15 protein-coding genes are annotated in these 17,975 nt (G+C 39.2%); 7 read left to right on the plus strand and 8 right to left on the minus strand.

The window, feature by feature from the left end; translation table 11 throughout:
* Positions 1–79 precede the first annotated feature (79 nt).
* Together EOK74_RS06115 and EOK74_RS06120 are read left to right on the plus strand one after the other, a co-directional pair.
* Positions 80–865: an ABC transporter ATP-binding protein gene (locus EOK74_RS06115; protein WP_133469697.1), complete on the plus strand. Its 786-nt coding sequence runs from the start codon at positions 80–82 to the stop codon at positions 863–865.
* 12 nt (positions 866–877) lie between these two features.
* Positions 878–2,071 (plus strand): ABC transporter permease, encoded by a 1,194-nt coding sequence (locus EOK74_RS06120; RefSeq protein WP_133469063.1) that lies wholly within the window; start codon positions 878–880, stop codon positions 2,069–2,071.
* Between the two features lie 64 nt (positions 2,072–2,135).
* Here the strand turns inward: EOK74_RS06120 and EOK74_RS06125 are convergent, their stop codons facing one another.
* Positions 2,136–2,846: a winged helix-turn-helix transcriptional regulator gene (locus tag EOK74_RS06125; RefSeq protein WP_133469065.1), complete on the minus strand. Its 711-nt coding sequence runs from the start codon at positions 2,844–2,846 to the stop codon at positions 2,136–2,138.
* Positions 2,847–3,044: 198 nt separating this feature from the next.
* On the opposite strand from EOK74_RS06125, the gene EOK74_RS06130 reads away from it, so the two are divergent.
* On the plus strand, positions 3,045–4,283 hold the full coding sequence (locus EOK74_RS06130; RefSeq protein WP_205964536.1) for a vanadium-dependent haloperoxidase: 1,239 nt from the start codon (positions 3,045–3,047) through the stop codon (positions 4,281–4,283).
* A gap of 82 nt (positions 4,284–4,365) precedes the next feature.
* Here EOK74_RS06130 and EOK74_RS06135 read toward each other — a convergent pair whose 3' ends face one another.
* Positions 4,366–5,286 carry a GGDEF domain-containing protein gene (locus EOK74_RS06135; RefSeq protein ID WP_239024035.1) on the minus strand — a complete coding sequence of 307 codons (921 nt, stop codon included), beginning with the start codon at positions 5,284–5,286 and terminating at the stop codon, positions 4,366–4,368.
* A 137-nt stretch (positions 5,287–5,423) separates the two neighbouring features.
* On the opposite strand from EOK74_RS06135, the gene EOK74_RS06140 reads away from it, so the two are divergent.
* The 3 genes from EOK74_RS06140 (at position 5,424) to EOK74_RS06150 (ending at position 8,472) form a co-directional block, all read left to right on the plus strand.
* On the plus strand, positions 5,424–7,397 hold the full coding sequence (locus EOK74_RS06140; protein WP_133469067.1) for a monovalent cation:proton antiporter family protein: 1,974 nt from the start codon (positions 5,424–5,426) through the stop codon (positions 7,395–7,397).
* A gap of 136 nt (positions 7,398–7,533) precedes the next feature.
* Positions 7,534–7,755 carry a hypothetical protein gene (locus tag EOK74_RS06145; RefSeq protein ID WP_133469069.1) on the plus strand — a complete coding sequence of 74 codons (222 nt, stop codon included), beginning with the start codon at positions 7,534–7,536 and terminating at the stop codon, positions 7,753–7,755.
* A 252-nt stretch (positions 7,756–8,007) separates the two neighbouring features.
* A complete protein-coding gene (locus tag EOK74_RS06150; protein WP_133469071.1) occupies positions 8,008–8,472 on the plus strand; it encodes a YehS family protein in 465 nt (154 codons plus the stop codon).
* Between the two features lie 96 nt (positions 8,473–8,568).
* Here EOK74_RS06150 and EOK74_RS06155 read toward each other — a convergent pair whose 3' ends face one another.
* The 4 genes from EOK74_RS06155 to tsaA form a co-directional block, all read right to left on the minus strand.
* Positions 8,569–9,699, minus strand: coding sequence for a patatin-like phospholipase family protein (locus tag EOK74_RS06155; RefSeq protein ID WP_133469073.1), 1,131 nt, complete (start codon positions 9,697–9,699; stop codon positions 8,569–8,571).
* A 10-nt stretch (positions 9,700–9,709) separates the two neighbouring features.
* Positions 9,710–10,549 carry an MBL fold metallo-hydrolase gene (locus tag EOK74_RS06160; RefSeq protein WP_133469075.1) on the minus strand — a complete coding sequence of 280 codons (840 nt, stop codon included), beginning with the start codon at positions 10,547–10,549 and terminating at the stop codon, positions 9,710–9,712.
* 189 nt (positions 10,550–10,738) lie between these two features.
* Positions 10,739–12,454, minus strand: a complete 1,716-nt coding sequence (locus EOK74_RS06165; protein WP_133469077.1) for a proline--tRNA ligase — start codon at positions 12,452–12,454, stop codon at positions 10,739–10,741.
* 94 nt (positions 12,455–12,548) lie between these two features.
* Entirely contained in the window at positions 12,549–13,250 is a 702-nt protein-coding gene (gene tsaA / locus EOK74_RS06170) for a tRNA (N6-threonylcarbamoyladenosine(37)-N6)-methyltransferase TrmO (protein ID WP_133469079.1), read from the minus strand.
* A 135-nt stretch (positions 13,251–13,385) separates the two neighbouring features.
* Between tsaA and serB the strand changes: the two genes are divergently transcribed.
* Positions 13,386–14,444: a phosphoserine phosphatase SerB gene (gene serB / locus EOK74_RS06175; protein WP_133469087.1), complete on the plus strand. Its 1,059-nt coding sequence runs from the start codon at positions 13,386–13,388 to the stop codon at positions 14,442–14,444.
* Between the two features lie 54 nt (positions 14,445–14,498).
* On the opposite strand, the gene EOK74_RS06180 is transcribed toward serB, so the two are convergent.
* Positions 14,499–15,335, minus strand: a complete 837-nt coding sequence (locus EOK74_RS06180; RefSeq protein WP_133469089.1) for a hypothetical protein — start codon at positions 15,333–15,335, stop codon at positions 14,499–14,501.
* A 13-nt stretch (positions 15,336–15,348) separates the two neighbouring features.
* Positions 15,349–17,868 (minus strand): PilZ domain-containing protein, encoded by a 2,520-nt coding sequence (locus tag EOK74_RS06185; RefSeq protein WP_133469091.1) that lies wholly within the window; start codon positions 17,866–17,868, stop codon positions 15,349–15,351.
* Between the last annotated feature and the right edge of the window lie 107 nt (positions 17,869–17,975).

Raw genomic sequence — 17,975 nt, forward strand, 5'->3', positions numbered from 1 at the left:
ATTTTTTTACTGAACGCATGTAATAATTTTTTGATTTGGGTGACTATAGGTCATGTCAGTTTTGAAACAGGAATATGGAATGATAGAAATTAAGCAGTTAGCAAAGAAGTTTGCCGTTGAAAACCCCAAAAAACTCAGTGAGCAAGAAAAGAAAGACCCAAGGTTAAAAGGGCGATTTTTTCATTCGGTACAAGATGTTTCTTTTAGTTGTCAAAAGGGCGAGGTTTTGGGCTTGCTTGGGCCTAATGGTGCCGGTAAAACCACCACTTTGCGAATGTTATCTACTGCCCTGAAACCTGACTCAGGGAGTGTTGAGATTAGTGGTGAAAATGTTTTGACTCATCCTGTCATTGCCCGTAAAAAAATAGGATTTTTATCGGGTACTACAGGGCTTTATGGCCGTTTGACTGGCCGTGAAAATATTCATTACTTTGGTCAATTACATGGCATGTCGGAAGAACTTATCGCCCAGCGTATTGAAGAATTAGCAGATTTATTAGATATGCACACATTTTTAGATAGGCGTTCTGAAAATTTCTCAACGGGCATGAAGCAAAAAATAGCTATCGCAAGGGCTGTTGTGCATTCTCCAGAATTAGTTATTTTGGATGAGCCTACAACTGGGTTAGATATTATGGCGACTCAAACTGTGCTTAATTTTATCAGAAGGTTAAAGGCACAAGGTACGCCCGTTATTTTCTCAACACACCACTTAGATGAAGTAGAAGAATTGTGCGAAAAAGTCACAGTTATTGACCAAGGTAAGACCATGTTTGATGGTGATATTGATACATTTAAAGGTTTGGCTGATGGTTCGTTACATCAGTCATTTATGGCTGCCATCCAAACAACAGCTAGCGAATAGGGAGATAGGAATATGTGGTTAGTTTTTTTTAAAGAGCTCAAAGAGTTACTCAGAGATCGTAAAACCTTATTTTTTATGATTGCGCTACCCTTACTTATTTTCCCTGTTATTTTTGGTATAGCTGGCTTTGTTAGTAAACAGGCGATTGATAAAGCAGAAAGTAAAATCCTAAATTACGGCATTGTTGGTGCAGAGTATGCGCCAGATATTGTTGAAGAGTTACAACAACCCGATAAGTTCAACTTAATAGACATAGCTGCAGATGATGATTACAAAACCATTATTCGCAATGAAACCGTGGACTTTGTATTGGTGATCCCAGAAAACTATTCAAATGACGTACTTCAAAATGGACAGGCAACTATTAAGTTGTACTTTAATGATGCTGGCCTAAACCTTGTTTATAGACGGGTTAATGAAATAGTAGAAAGTCAGTCAGAGCTATTTCAGCAAAGTGCATTTTCAACCTTAGGGCTAAATGAAAGCCAGCAGGACGCCTTAATTAAGCCTATCGAGCTAGAAAGGGTAAATACAGCCGATACTCGTGAAAATTGGGGCGAGAAGATAGGTGGAATGCTTCCTTATCTGTTAATTATTTTGTGCTTGCAGGGTGCTATGTTCCCAGCAACAGATATTGGCGCAGGTGAAAAAGAAAGAGGTACATTAGAGACCTTGCTTATTTCCCCTATTGATAGAAACAAAATTGTATTAGGCAAGTTCTTAACAATTAGTTTTGCTGGTGCTATGACAGCCTTGATTACTGTGGTGAGTATGGCCATTTGGGGGCTGGTGCTGAGTCAAGGCATGGCGATTCAGATTGTCGCTGATTTTATGGCGCAAATAGGCATTCTAGATTTTGTCTTAATATTCTTAATGTTAGTACCTGTAGTGGCGATATTTGCTGCTGTGTTACTGAGCATTTCTATTTATGCCAAGAGTTTTAAAGAAGCACAAAGTTACATGGGGCCTATGATGATATTTGTTATTGTGCCTATTATGCTGTCTATTTTACCAGGGGTAGAATTGAAAGGTGGCTGGGCTTGGGTACCAATAACCAATGTGTCTTTAGCTATGAAAGAGCTGGTGAAAGGCACAATGGATTATTTTCAGTTATTTGCTATTTTTGGCTCAACTGTGGTTATCGCAGGTGCCTTATTTGCTTTTTGTGTGTACTGGTTTAACAAAGAGAAGGTGTTGTTTAGATAAGGTTTACAAAGTATCAAGGCTTAGTTTCTTTTGCCTTGATACTTTGGGGTTTAAAAAATGCTAATTAGTATTTAGCGCATAAATTTGCTGGCTGTCTTTTTATATCAGCCAGCCCACTTCTCCCCATCCACATACTAGTTAATTTTAAATACTGACTTTTTCCTCGCAATATAAGTTGTTTGGATTGAATAGCATCGTTTAATGCTTGCCATCCCATATAAACTTTTGTCAATGTTTCTACCGATGCCTCTATTTGTACGTCAACATTGAAATTATTATCTATTATGCAAAGCTCAATTTCATTTTGGGTGAAGACTAACCAAGTATGCTGAAACTTAGGCTTTTGCTCTGGCATATAAAAATTAACGACAAAAGGCGTGGGGAGTTCTGGATGAGGCTTTGCACTGCGACGAATATTCCACATTAAGTGGTCAGCATCTATATCCAATAAAGAGGGTTCTATTTGTAGCCACTCTTGGCTCCACATAGCCATATCTTTTACAACTGCACATAATGCATGGCCGGCGGGAGTTAACTGGTATTGGTCGTAAGTGTGTTTTTGTTTTTGTTTGGTAATTAGGCCGCGACTTTTGAACTCTTTTAAACGAGTCGATAGTAATGTTCGAGACATTCTGGATACGCCCCTACTTATATCATTAAACGAGCTGGCACCGAACATGAGCTCTCGTAAAATTAATACCGACCAGCGAGTGCATACAAATTCTGCTGCGAGCGCTAACGGACAATACTGCCCATAACTTCCTGTTTTACTCATATCATTTCCTAGTTTGTTAGCTTGAGAATCATTTTATTACGTAGCTAATTATTGTAGCTAGTACACTTTTTAGACTGGTTGTAGCAAAAATGCCATGAAATACTGACACGGATTTTAATATTGAATTAGTCGTTAGCCCCTCTTGACCCAAGTCATACTTGTTAGTGAGGAAGCTTAGTATTGAAAAGGAGAGTTAATATGAAAATGTCTAAAAAATGGTGTAAAAACGTGGCCAAGTATTTGGTAATTATTTGGTATTTTGCTTTAGGTATTAGCCAGGGGGCGTTTGCTGATGTAATTACCCAATGGAACCAAACCAGCTTAACAGTTGTAACCAATGTCAAAATGTCTCCAGGGCATGCTAATAGAGCTATAGCATTGGTACACACAGCTATATATGAAGCATGTAATGCAATTACGCAACGTTATGTAGAGAGTGAGTTTGCGATTAAAGCTCACCCTCAAGCTTCTATTGAGGCCGCGGTAGCTAGTGCAAGCCACCAAATGTTACTGGCTATTGTTCCTCAACAAGCAGATGTAATAAATCAAGCTTATCAAGAAGCCTTAGGAAAGCTCTCAAATGGGGCTGCTAAGCAAGACGGTATTCTAGTTGGCCAAAGTGCGGCTAAATCTGTGCTTCAGAACAGAGAGGGGGATGTGGATGCTTACCCTGATACGTACCGGCCTATTACGAGTGCTGGTATATATGTACCAACTACTTTACCTGCGGCTTCTTTCTGGTCAAAGCGTATACCTTGGCTGTTAACGTCTGTTAGTCAGTTTCGTGCTGCGCCCCCTCCTCAGTTAGAAAGTGTTGACTGGGCTCGTGATTTCAATGAAGTTAAACGATTGGGGCGAGTTGACAGTCAAAGTAGAACGGCAGAACAAACTAAGGTTGCCAAGTTTTGGCAAGCTACTTTGCCTCCAATTTACCACGGTATTATTGATTCGGTTGTGAGTATGCCGAATAGAGATATCACACAAAATGCGAGGTTTTTTGCTGCATCCACCAGAGCAATAGACGATGCATTGATAGCGGTATTTGAAGCCAAATATTACTATCATTTTTGGAGGCCAATAACCGCGATTAGAAATGCTGACATAGATAATAATCCAGACACTAGTCTCGATCCAAGTTGGCAGCCTTATATTCCCACGCCTATGCATCCTGAATATCCATGTGCACACTGCGTCGTAGCATCAACACTCGGCAATGTTATAAAGGCTGAACTAGGTAATATACCCACACCTATACTATCCACGCAAAGCTCTACAGCTAATAATGAGCAACGTAGCTGGGACAATATAGATGAATTTATGCAGGAGGTATCAAGTGCACGAATCTACGATGGTGTACATTATCGTTTTTCAACAGAAGCAGGTGTAAAAATGGGGGAAGAAATAGCGCGCTTAGCGGTAAGAACTTATTATCAATAACTATATGTTTAGTCGAATGCAAGAAAAAGGTCCTTAAGGACCTTTTTGTGATTGTTTGGTATTTTTGAACAATATTAGAGACTCAGTCTCGGCAAGCCATTGCCGCAACGACGCAATTCTTTCCGGCTTGTTTAGCTTTGTATAGAGCCTCATCGGCTCGAGAAAAAATCCCTATTTGTGAGTCACCCTTACGATAAGTGGCTGTGCCAATACTGCTAGATATATTGTGCTTAGCGAGTAGAGGATCATTTGAAATAGCCATCCGTACACGTTCAGCTATTAAGCTATTCACCTTGTCGTCAGCATCTGGTAATAAGCAACAAAACTCGTCACCTCCAAACCTAAAGGCGAAATCTGACTCCCTTAAACTAGACAGTATGGTATTTGCGCAAGCCACTAATACTTTGTCACCTTCATGGTGACCATGAGTGTCGTTTACTTGTTTAAAATTATCCATATCCATCACTAGCAGCCCGAAAGGCTCATGACGCCTGTCTGCCTGATTGGCTAGCCTAGCAATAGTTTCATTGTAGCTTGCACGGTTTCCCAATGAGGTTAAGAAATCCTTCATGGCAAACTGCTTCATTTTATGGTGTTCTAATGCGTTCTTGAAAGGGTAGCTAAAATTCATATGCATTTGCTGCAAAATTTGCCAAGCGCGAATGGAAACTGGCTGGCTAAAAGTGTAATGCATAGTGGCGAAGTTTATACCTAAGTGGGTACAGTTTAGCGATTTGATATAAGGTTTTTGAGGCGTCTTGCCAAAGCATACTTGATTGTCTTCAAACTGGATTTTTAACTCTGACAATTGTAGTGTGGTACTCAACTGTTCAAAGTAGAGTTCGCTAAGCTCAGTTAAATCAATGGTTGTGAGTAATGTCTGTATAAATTGGTTGAGCTGATTATGATCGAGTTTATGCCTTGACTCCTGGCTAGATGGCTCAAGGTTAAAGAATGAATCTTTAAGACTAGAGTCATATACTTGATTAAGTTGCTCCAACATATTCTCCTGCCAAAATTTTGGCGACTTGCTTGACTAAATTTATTACTTGTTGGGCATTGAGCAAATATTGTGCCTACTGCAAAGTTTTGATGTTTTCGTTTCTTTTTTAATCATATTAGATAGGGAAAAATATCGTAATGCATGGAAATCTAGGTAATGTTCTTATTTTAATGTCAGTGGCTGTAGTGGCCGTCTGGTTATTTAAACGAATCAACCTTCCCCCTATTTTGGCTTATTTGTTTTGTGGCATCCTAGCCGGGCCTGATCTACTTTCTTTGTTTGAGCATCCTGAAGATATGCAAAATTTTGCTGAGCTGGGGATAGTATTTTTACTCTTTTCATTAGGGTTAGAGTTTTCGTTGCCAAAAATGTTAGCCATGCGGCATTTGGTGTTTGGTGTAGGCTTAGGGCAGATGTTACTGACCACACTTGTATTCATGGTGATCGCTTATCTTATTGGGTTTGATATAAAAGCATCTCTGGTCATTGGTGGTGTAGTGGCGCTTTCATCAACAGCTATTGTTATAAAGCAAACTAGTGACTTGGGCATTCTAAATACACCAAGAGCTCAAATTGCAGTGAGTATTTTGTTGTTACAAGATTTGGCTGTGGTTCCGCTATTGATACTGGTGCCGTTGCTCGCTGCTGACTCTGAACAAAGCTTAAGTATTGCTATATCTATGGCATTTCTTAAAGGAGTCTTGGTCGTAGGGATTTTATTATCCATAGGAAAGTGGGTGTTGCCTAAAGTATTTAGTGAGGTAGCACGAACCCGCACTGATGAGTTGTTTGTACTCACTACAATTATGGTGGCACTAATGGCTGCGGGACTAGCCTTTTCATTCGGTTTATCTATGGCTCTTGGGGCATTTCTAGCTGGAATGATGTTAGGAGAGAGTCAATATAAACATCAACTAGAAGCCGATATTCGACCATTTCGCGATATATTAATGGGCTTATTCTTTATCACCATAGGGATGCGTTTAGAGTTACATAATATACCAGGTCAAATACACTGGGCACTTGTGGGTTTAGTAAGCATTGTAATATTAAAAGTATTACTTATTAGAGTGTCTGCTTGGATCTTTAAATTAGGTAGCCAAGATGCTTGGGCTGCGGGGATTAAGCTTTGCCAAATGGGTGAGTTTAGTTTTGTCATTGCTGCACTTGCGGTAGATCATAATTTATTAACTTCAGAGCAAGGCTCTTTATTGTTAACTATAGGTGTTATCAGTATGGCTTTTACACCTTGGTTAGTGGATAAAAGCCCTGTTTTAGCCAAAGCGTTTAGTCCAGAACCATTACCCGATTGCAAAGGTGCAGAGCAGCTTTCTTCTCATGATAAAGAATTAACTGATCATGTGCTCATATTTGGTTTTGGGCGAGTAGGGCAGTCAGTTAGTCGACTCTTAAAAATAGAGGCGATACCTTACATGGTGGTTGATGCCGATCCAACTCGAGTACAAGAAAGTCAAAGTGCGGGTGAGCCAGTCTATTTTGGTGATGTTAAGCAAAAAGATATCTTACGAGCGGTTGGTATAGAGCGAGCTAAACTAGTGTTGATCACCTTTGATCAGCATGACAAGGCGATGGCAGTCATTCAGTTAATCTCAAGTTTATATCCTGATTTACCCATTGTAGTGAGAACCCGTAAAGACTACCGCATGGATGAGCTCTTAAATGCTGGCGCGACTCAAGTGGTCCCAGAAATTATAGAGGGGAGTTTAATGTTGGTCACTCAAGTGTTACAGATGTCTGGTGTGCCCATGTCACGAATTTTAAAGCGAGTTCGTAAAGAACGAAAAGGCCATTATGGTAATATGCACGGCTTTTTTCCTGGTGAAACTACTGAGATGGATTATGTTAAGCAAGACAAGTTAGAGTTTATGCACGCAGTTATTTTAACTGCTAGTGCCTTTGCGGTAGGTAAACCTTTGCATGTTCTCGATACACAGCGCATGCGAATTAATATTAAAGGTCTCAGGCGTGATAACAATGAATTGCCTGCCCCAGATGGCAATATAGAATTACTAGAAGGTGATGTGTTAGTGATTACCGGAAAACCCCGAAGAGTAGAAAGAGCAGAACGTTTTTTATTGGAAGGACATTAAAATTTTAGTTGAGAGATACCTCTAGAAATAATGGAACGACTGTTATGTATTAGTGTGCAATGTAAATTAAACATTGCACAATAAATAAACAACACTATACTGTATGTATAAACAGTTGTTTTTTTTGGAGGGCTTTATGTATAAACATTTCAATCCTATCAATTATGCTAATAGTTATTTTGTAGATTCAGAACGCTATTTTGAGAGCGACTTATGTACTCAATCTCAAGTTAGCTCAGAGCTTGAAAGTGGCGAGAATAGCGTGTTATCTCGAATGGAAAATCTTAGAGCTTTTGCTAGGCAACAACGGCATAAAAAGTTAAAAGCCGAAGGGATGCAAACTAGTTTTTGTTTTTAAATCTTGGTTGGAGTTCAAATTTTATACGCAGATTTTAAGGCCTGCTGCACCTTCACCATAGGAGCCATACCCCTAGCTCTCTGTTTGCCTCTAGTGTATTTGTTACGCCTGACTTTAAAAATTAGAGTTACATATTTTCCTCAGCCTATGAAATTAGCTTAATCGACTAATAAAATAAGCCATTCGCCGTGAAAAGCTTTAAACTAGACAGATATTTAAGGTTGCTTTAGCCAACTATTACCTAGGATTACTATGATCAATAATGATGTATTACGCCGAGTGCGTTATATTTTCGATTTCAATGATGCAAAAATGATAGATATTTTTGCTCAAGCTGACTATCCCGCCACAGTTGCACAGTTGCATTCTTGGTTACGAAAAGACGATGATCCGGCATTTGTTGAAATAACAGATATTCAATTTTCATTATTTCTAAATGGCTTGATCAATACTAATCGCGGTAAACGAGAAGGAGTTGAAGCGCCAGTTGAGCGTAGGCTTACTAACAATATTATTTTTATGAAGTTAAAAATAGCATTAAATATGCAAGCTGAAGCTGTATTAGAAGCAATGGATTTAAGTGGCTTTAAAATAAGTAAACATGAGTTAAGTGCGCTATTTAGAAAGCCTGAGAACCGACAATATCGTGCTTGTAATGATCAAATATTACGTAATTTTTTAAAGGGTTTACAATTAAAAATTCGGGGTGACAGTTAACTTATAAGCCACGATCTGCCCCAATTATACAAGGACTAAACGTGATGGTTTTTGTACTAGTTTAGCTTTTGTATGAGTGGGGGCCTATCAACAATACTAAATAGATAAGAAGCTGCGGAGCTCTTCTTGTCTTGCTAGGCCATCTTTCATTCCTAGGTTGATAAGTTCACGACAAAATTCTTTTTCAAATAATAAGTAACTTAGTAGGCTAGTGTCTGACTTATCATGCAAGCCTAACATTCGAAGTAACATTTTTATCCCTGAGGGCATTTTATGAAAGTGCTTTGCGGCCATTTCATTAAAATTAATTGATGGGTTCACAACCATACAGTCTATGGTTTTTAACTGAGTTTGTTGCTGTTGTTTGTAGGTCATATGGGCGATGGTTTGATTAATTCTGGTTAGTCTTTCTAAATCTGCATTGAGCGTATCTGCGAAAATAGTATCTAGTAAGTGGCCAGCAATCGCTATGCTACTTGGGTATCTACTCATATCTGTAAATCGTGAGCGTTTTTCTGGTTGTTCAACCCCAATGATGAGTATTTTTTCAGCTCCTAAATGTATTGCGGGGCTTAGGGGGGATAATTGATGTACTGAACCATCCCCCATAAATTCTCCCATCATTTTTACAGGGGGAAATAGCAAGGGTATAGCAGAAGATGCCATTAAATGTTCTGAGTTTAACGTGCAGGGAACCCCTCGTCTCTTTTCTCTGTACCAAGGCTGTATATCATTTTGGCCTTGATAAAAGCTAATAGAGTCATGGCTTGAATAGCTAGAGGCATTGATGCTGATTGCTCGTAAGTAACCTCTGGATAAATTGCGGTCTATGCGATGAAAGTCTAATCGTTCACGAATTAGTCGCCTTAGAGGTTGATTATTCAATAAACTAGATGGGTTCTTTTGACTTTGCTCTGTTTGAAAACTACTTAAGAAATTAAGCGATAAATGTTTAAAAACATCGCGGATCCCACTGTCATAGACCTGGCGAGTGTTAAAGTTTTTCCAAACCCACTCTAGTTTTCGAAGGCCTAAATGATAACAAGATGCATAACAAGCTAAACCTGTAGCATTAATTGCACCAGCAGAATTTCCACAAACAACAGGAAATGGTAAGCCCTGATTTCTCGGTAAAAAAGTACCTATGGCTTTTAATACACCTAGTTGATAAGCGGCTCTGGCGCCGCCACCTGATAATAATAATGCGTATTGATTACGGTCTGACAACAACTTTTCCTTACAAAATGAGGCTTAAACCTTCTGCTGCTGCAAACAGCTGTAAATCAGCACCACCTATTTCTATGACATCTTGACAGTGACTTTCAATTTCTGCAATTTCGTCATCTGTACGGATGTGATCATGGCTATATAAGGCCATACGTTTTGCTCGACACCCCATAGCTAATTTAACTGCTTCCTCTGCGACAGAATGCCCCCAACCAGCTTTTGCTGGCATGTCTGCTAGCATATATTGGGCATCGTGGATCACTAAGTCTGCGTCTTGACTGAAACTAACCCAGTCTAAGAAATCAGTATTCTTTTTGTAAGGAGGGTACAACTCATTATCTGTAATATACGCCACTTTTTTGCCATCCGCTTGTACACAAAAAGAGCTGCCGCCGCCAGGGTGGTTCATGGCTAGTCGTGTAATGGTTGCTGATCCAATTTTCCAACTATGAATATCTTCGTCTTGGGGCACAATTTTTATATTGGAGCGTAAAGTTTTGTAATCAACAGGGAAATAACTACCACTCATTTGTTCTAGAATCGCGTTATGTTCATTGTGTGTGGTTTGCCCTGGGGTAATCAAAATATTTCGATTAGGTTGATAGATAGGGGCGAAAAAAGGAAACCCTTGTATATGATCCCAATGATTATGGGTAATGAGTAGATGAATATCATTGGTTTGCTTGATGAGTTTGTCACCTAGCTTTTTTATCCCAGTCCCCGCGTCCAAAATAATATCTGTGCCATCATCTAAATTGATGTGTACACAAGCAGTGTTACCGCCATATTTGATAAATTCTGGCCCAGGAGAGGGGCAGGAACCCCGCACACCATAAAAGGTTACTTGCATTTATTGTCTCATTCCGAAATAGATTACATCCGTGAAGTTAAACATTATCACTAAAGCATAGGCCTATTAAGTATAAACTTAAAATTAATCGTATGAGGTAAAGTAATTGAGTCCTGACATATGACATTATTTACTTAATAAAAAAGCGCCCTAAGGCGCTTTTAGTTTACCGATTTAAAAGGGGGCTTTTTATAAAGCACTCACAAAATTTACTAACTCGTTTAACTCTAGTAATTGTTTTTCACCGCTTCTACGGTTTTTGTATTCTACTTTTTGTTCGTCTAAGTTACGCTCACCAATAACGATTGTATGGGGAATGCCTATTAACTCCATATCGTTAAACATGACGCCTGGGCGTTCTTTTCTATCATCAAACAACACTTCAATTCCTGCCTCAGTTAGCTGAGTATAAAGGGCTTCGGCTGTTTCTTGAATACGATGCGATTTATGCATATTCATTGGGATTAACGCTATTTTGAAAGGTGCGATAGCATCAGGCCAAATAATACCGTACTTGTCATGGTTTTGCTCTATGGCGGCGGCTACAATACGAGATACGCCAATACCATAACACCCCATGGTGAGTATTTTATGTTTACCATTTTCATCTAAAACACCACAGCCTAATGCTTGAGAGTACTTGTCACCAAGTTGAAAAATATGTCCAACTTCTATTCCCCTCTTGATCTCTAATGTTCCTTTACCATCTGGTGATAAATCACCTACTTCTGCATTGCGAATATCTGCAACTTCAAAGCTTGCTACATCCCGAGACCAGTTTGTTCCTGTGTAATGAAAGTCAGTTTCATTGGCTCCACAAACGAAATCAGCTAAGTGGGCTGCGTCTCTGTCAACAATGACAGGTACTGGTAAACCTACAGGGCCAATAGAGCCTATCGTACAGTTTAATGTATCTTCAATTTGTTGCTCAGTTGCCATAGTCAGTGGTGCCAATACACCTGCTAATTTCTCTGCTTTGATTTCATTGAGTTTGTGGTCGCCACGTAAAACTAAGGCCACTATACCTTGCTTGCCTGCATCATCTGGTTCAGCTAAAACCACTAAAGTTTTTACTGATTGACTAGGGGGGACATCTAAATATTTTGAAACTGCTTCAATAGTTTTTTGATCAGGTGTAGCTACCTTTTCAAGAGGCTTGGTGGCTGCGGGGCAATCTCCTTGAGGCGCAAGTGCACTTGCCATTTCAATATTAGCGGCATAATCAGACTGATTACTAAACACAATGTCGTCTTCACCTGATTCAGCCAATACATGAAACTCATGTGAGGCACTACCTCCAATGGAGCCATTATCAGCGATTACTGGGCGGTAATTTAAGCCGATTTTTTCGAAAACTTTACAATAAGCCTGAAACATAGTGTCGTAGGTTGATTCAAGACAGCTTTGATCCATGTGAAAAGAGTAAGCGTCTTTCATGGTGAATTCACGGCCACGCATAATGCCAAACCTAGGACGCACTTCATCGCGAAACTTTGTTTGTATTTGGTATACATTTAGAGGTAACTGTTTGTAGCTGCTTACTTCATTTTTAACCAAGCTAGTGATGACTTCTTCGTGTGTTGGACCTAATACGAAGTCTCTAGAATGCCTATCTTTTATCCTTAGTAGCTCTGGACCATACTCGTCCCAACGACCAGACTCTTGCCATAGGTCAGCGGGTTGAACAACGGGCATTAATACCTCAATTGAACCGGCGTTATTCATTTCTTCACGCACGATATTGGCGACTTTATTTAAAACACGCAATCCAGATGGTAACCATGTATAAAGCCCTGATGCTAATTTTCTGACCATACCTGCACGTAGCATTAACTGGTGGCTAATAACTTCTGCATCTGCTGGGGTTTCTTTTTGCGTCGATAATAAATATTTACTTGTGCGCATGAAGGTAAATGTCTCTAAGGGTTGAAGTGAAAAATGGCCGACATTCTACCAGTAGGTTCTCATCCGCCAAAGCCATATTTTAGCTATCCATAAATTATTTTTTTTGAACGGTTAGCACTATGTTTACCTGCTTGGAAACTCTCCATTGAATATTTAAATCATACAAGCTCATGCCGTATATCTTATCTGGCTCTGTGGTCTTATGATAAGCCGGTCTGGGGTCTTGAGCTAACACCTCTTTAACCAGTGTTTTTAAGCTTGGATAATGGCTTTCTAGCTTGCTTAATTGATTAAATGCGTCATTTGAAAACTCAACCTGCATCAATTCTGGTGCGGTCTGCGCTAACTCGCTCTTCGCTTCAATTAGGTTGTCGGCATAGGGCACGTAAGGCTTAATGTCCACGATGGGGGTTTCATCAAGCAAATCTATCCCGCTGACTCTCAAACAAAGTTGATTATTGTGACAGTCTACAGAGGCGAACTTTACAACCGACATGCCTATGGCATTTGGGCGAAATGTACTGCGACTAGCGAACACGCCTTGTTTCTGGTTGCCACCTAAGCGAGGTGGGCGTACCAGAGGTTTAAACCCTTGCTCAGCGGTTTTATGAAAATGAAAGAGTAGCCATAAATGGCTAAACTTTTCTATTCCTCGTAAGTAGTTCGGGTCGTTAAATTCTTTCTCAAACTCGATAACACCTATGGCGCTTTGTACTAAACCGGGCTGCCGTGGGATCGCAAATTTTTCTTGATAAGGAGTACGGATTTTGCCTATTGGTTGGATGGCAATATTCATGTTCTTCGTTACTGAGTTAACTAGGTGTTTGGATTATAAGGATATAAATAAATAAAAACAGGCATAACCCTTTGATGGCAATCTTATAATCCTTTGGATACCATGCTTTTATTCTGATCCATAAGGTTGTTATTTGTGTTTGAGCTCAAGGTTTCTAAAAGTCATTTTTTATCTCACATTTTTTTGAAAGAGTTGATAGACGAGCATGGGTTAAAGTCATTTACGCTAGCTGATGATGCCATTTTTTCTGTTGAGCCTATTTCTGGTGGAGCGCATAGCGATAAGCTCTTGCCGGAGTCAGATGACAATAAAGTTTTCGAAAAATTACTGATATTCTGTGAAGGGTTGCATTTGCAACAATTACACCTGATTAGTCTTGCATTGCATGATTACCTAGAAGCTGCCATTTATAACGTGGTGCGGGTTGATGGCGTCTCAGGGTTTGCAATTTGTGCTCAGGTCAAGGTTGTCCAATCACAAGGGATTAAAGCTCAAATTGAAAAGGTTGCTAACCAATTGAGTGTTGAATTATGTTGGTTTAATCAGGTTCCCACTTTAACTCAACCTGGGCTGTTACTTATGGATATGGATAGCACAGTCATCGCGGTCGAGTGTATTGATGAGATTGCAGAGTTAGCGGGTGTGGGTACTGAAGTTTCAGAAGTCACGGCTCGTGCTATGAAAGGTGAATTGGACTTTGCTCAAAGTTTACGTACCAGAGTGTCATGTTTGCAGGGAGCCGATGAAGCTATTTTGCAGCAAGTTCGCGATGCATTGCCATTAATGCCTGGCGTCGCTAACTTAGTTGAGATACTGAAAAAGTATAATTGGAAGGTAGCTATTGCATCGGGTGGTTTTACTTACTTTGCGGATTACTTAGCGCAAAGGTTAGCCCTAGATGCAGCGGTTGCAAACGGATTAGATATAGTTGATGGTAAATTAACAGGCAACCTTGTTGGGCGTATTATCGATGCAGAGGTTAAAGCAGAGACTTTAGACACATTAGCTAAGAAGTGGGATATTCCTGTCACGCAAACTATTGCTATGGGTGATGGTGCAAATGATTTAGTCATGATGAATGCCGCTGCATTAGGTGTAGGGTTGCATGCTAAACCTGTTGTCAGAGAAAAGGCCGATATGGCTATTCGAAGAGGTGGGTTAGATACTTTATTGTGGGTGTTGGCTGCGAACTAAATATAATAGAACCTCAAAGTAAACATACCTTGAGGTTCTTTTATCTGCATTAGATTAGCGGGGCGTGCCTAACACTATACCTTTCGCCATATATATATCGTCATACATCAGACCTCCATTACCATAGGGCTTTTTAATCGAACCAGTGTTACTAATGGTCATAAAGTAGAGCAATGGTAATTCTCGCTTCATCCTAAACTTCGCGTATTCAAATGCTTTTTCTTGTTCAACAAACTCGCCACCACGGACATATAAATCATAACTTTGCCCACCCTCATCATGGGGTGCGTTATTAATCACGTACCATAGTTCGTACCACTGTTGGGTTTCTAATGGTTTAGCTGGTCGTTGTGATGTTAGATGAGAAATATTGTGGTAAGCCTTGTTGTCGCCCATAACCATTAGCGTACCGTCATTTTTGTAGCCATTGGATTCGAATTTATCTGTTACTCGGATCATAGGCTCAAAGCTGTTGTAATGGTTTTCTTGAATGTCACTAGGGGATAAGTTACTCAATCCAAATGAGTGGTTGTTAGGAAAATACTCTACTTTGATGCGGGTATAAAATGTATATGTTTCACCTAGTTCTACTACTTGAGGGAGTGCTTTAAACGTGATGGCTTTTCTATTTCCAATCACTCCCTCTGCCGCAGGTTTCTTTATTAAATAATGATTGTTTAAGGCTAGTTCTTTACGCACCTCAGTGACTTGAGGCTTATCAACAAATGGGGTTGTTTGATTATCAGTATCCATTTTCTGCCATGTTTTGATGGCGTTAGGCTGCTCAAAATCATCTATGGGTAGCCATGGGCTTGCAGTGTTTATAGAGGTACATTGGGCTAATAAACACATCATTAAGCTACTAAATATTAGCTTCAAAAAAATTTTCATGGTAAATGCTACTTTAAGTTTTTAGTAATTGCTCTATACCCACCTGTTTTATTTTGTGGGTTGGCGGTGTTTTGTGGTTGATCAAGATGACACTTTCGGTGAATTCAAAACGGCGTAATACTTCGTCAGTCACATCAACTAAATCACCGATGCCAGACACGTTCCATAATTGGTCTTCTAGTGCTTTTGCTTTGTGTAGAGCATAGATACCTACGTACTGCAGTTCAGCTTGCATGGTTTCAAAGTCGGGTCTTCCGGTAGGGCCAAGGAACACCTTTATCGCAATAAATTGCCCTCTTTGTAGGGCTTGTGCGATAAACTCTCTACGATGTTCGGTGCTGGTAAACTGCTCTGAAAATGCGCTTTCTATTGCATCCTTTGTTGTTTCTTGACTGGGGTCAAAAGCAACAAATAGCTCTCGCATGTCTGGCTTGTCACTGGGTCGTTTAGTTTTCATCGTGTGAGTAATAAACTCATGTTGCGATTTGTTACTTCTAAATATGGGATATAAATTAACCATATCGAGTTCTGTCTGAAACGTTAGTAAGTTATAAATTCGGTTTTTCGTTACACCAGTAGCCGCAGCATCTGCTATGTAATTAGTCGCGTCCTTACTGAGGAAAAATGCTGTGTTGACTATGTTTTCTGTATAAATATTACGTAAAGCCTCACCAATTCCTGGCACCTCTTCTTCATCTCTGAAAGACTTTAATTTTGAACGATTAGATTTTATCAATGCTTCAAAAAAGCGCTTGGCTGTTTTATTTTCATCAGTCACAACGTTTTGTAAATGTAATACATACCTGTCTTTTGAGACATTACGAATAACGTAAGGTAAATCCGACAACGTAAATTTATTGGTAACTTTTTGTAGCTGCGGAAAGGTTAAGGAAATTTGTGTTTCCTTAGAAATCGACAAAGGAGCGTTCAATTCAACCCTCAAACCCAGAGTAGAAAAGTCTTCTGTGTTCCCTTCAAAAACATTATTTTCAATTTTTACTTTTACAGAGGTGCGCAGTAAAAATCGAGTTTCACGTCTTTGGTTAAAGTACTTGAAGCGATAAACGGTAACCACTGCTGGAGGTTTATTTCTAGGGTGGCCAAATATTTTTAATTTTGCTAATTGTTCCCGTTTAACTGGGTGTTTTTGATAATGTTCTGTGCTTATGTCGTCTGTCACATTGGTTAAAACAGCAATATAAGACAGATTTTTCAATCTCGACATTAGACGAGGGGAAGGTTTCTGATTTTGTTTTTTTACATTGTCGTTAATTGAATTTGAAATAGACAAAGGACGATAACTTTGTGTAGGAACCATATCAGTTAACTGTAATTTATAGATACGCCAACTCACTTTGCGAGCCCCAAATCCTAAAAATAAATTTTTTAAAGCGGGTCTTTTATCTAATTCATGATGAGTTGCAGAATAGAAATAAATCTTGCCATCATTAATGTGATTAAACACATAAATAAATAACTCTTGTTGGCCTTTATTAAGGGATAGAGCATGTTTTATGCGGTCCTCAGTTAATAAATAGCCAATTTTTAGATCTTGTATTTCATTGGCCCAATACTGAATTTCTTCCCTATTACAATCATTTGCCAAAGCATACCTAGGGGTGTACTCACCATCTACACAGTCTATAAAAACTGGAATCGAAGCAAAGTTTGGAATGTAATATTGTTCGTAGGTTTTATTTTGAATGGCTGTAAAGGTGTTGTCTAAATTAACTTTATAGCGTCTTTTATTACCATGAATAAAATGCTCAAAGAACTTGTCAAATACAGGGTTAGGGATATCAAGTTGACGTATTAAATTAATTCGTTGGTCGTGTTGAGCCGACTCTACGTTTTTGATTACATAGGCAATACCTTGGCGTTTATCTAGCGAGTATTCTTTCTCTAGGCCTCTAAATTGGATCGAAAGCCGTTCGCCCTCTTTTAGCAAGTGCTCTTTACTGGTTTTAACTTTCAAACCGTTAACAGAAATATCTATGGTGGTGGCTTGTACGCTTTTATTTTGACTCGTAAACATTTCAATACTGACTGAAAAGTTCATTCTTTCTTCGCCCCTTTGAGCGAAATTACCAAATTTTAGAAGCGGCGCCCTATAAGTCTTACTTGTATCTGTTTCTTTTGGGGGGCTATTCTTTTCATTTTTGGCCTGTTCCTGATCTTTTTTGTGCATAACCCGATAGTTGTTTTCGGTGTTAGTCACTGCCTCATAGACGCCAATAGTATATTCGCCAAAAATCCTTACTTGTCGTTCAAATGTTTCAATTGCTATATCATCTAAGTAATGAAGCTTATTATGGTGCTCAAAAGATCTACATTTTCCTGACACTAAACCTCGTAAGTCAATTAAGCGGGTACATGGTCGAGCTAGACGCATAAGCTCCATTTTAATTAAAAATCGTTTTTCTTTGGGAATTGCAGACGCGACTTGATTGAGTACTTGGTTAAACTCAGGCTCATGTATCATGGGCTTAAGTTGTTCAATAATGTTGGCGTATTGTTCTATATCTTGGCTCATGGAATAGGATTTAACTTATAATATTTGTTATCGGTCTTATCTCAGAAAAGTTGATTTGTTTTTATCTGATAATTTTTCGCAATTCATTCTATAAAATATGATAATTA

The organism is Paraglaciecola marina (assembly GCF_004360155.1).
Classification (GTDB): Bacteria; Pseudomonadota; Gammaproteobacteria; order Enterobacterales; family Alteromonadaceae; genus Paraglaciecola; species Paraglaciecola marina.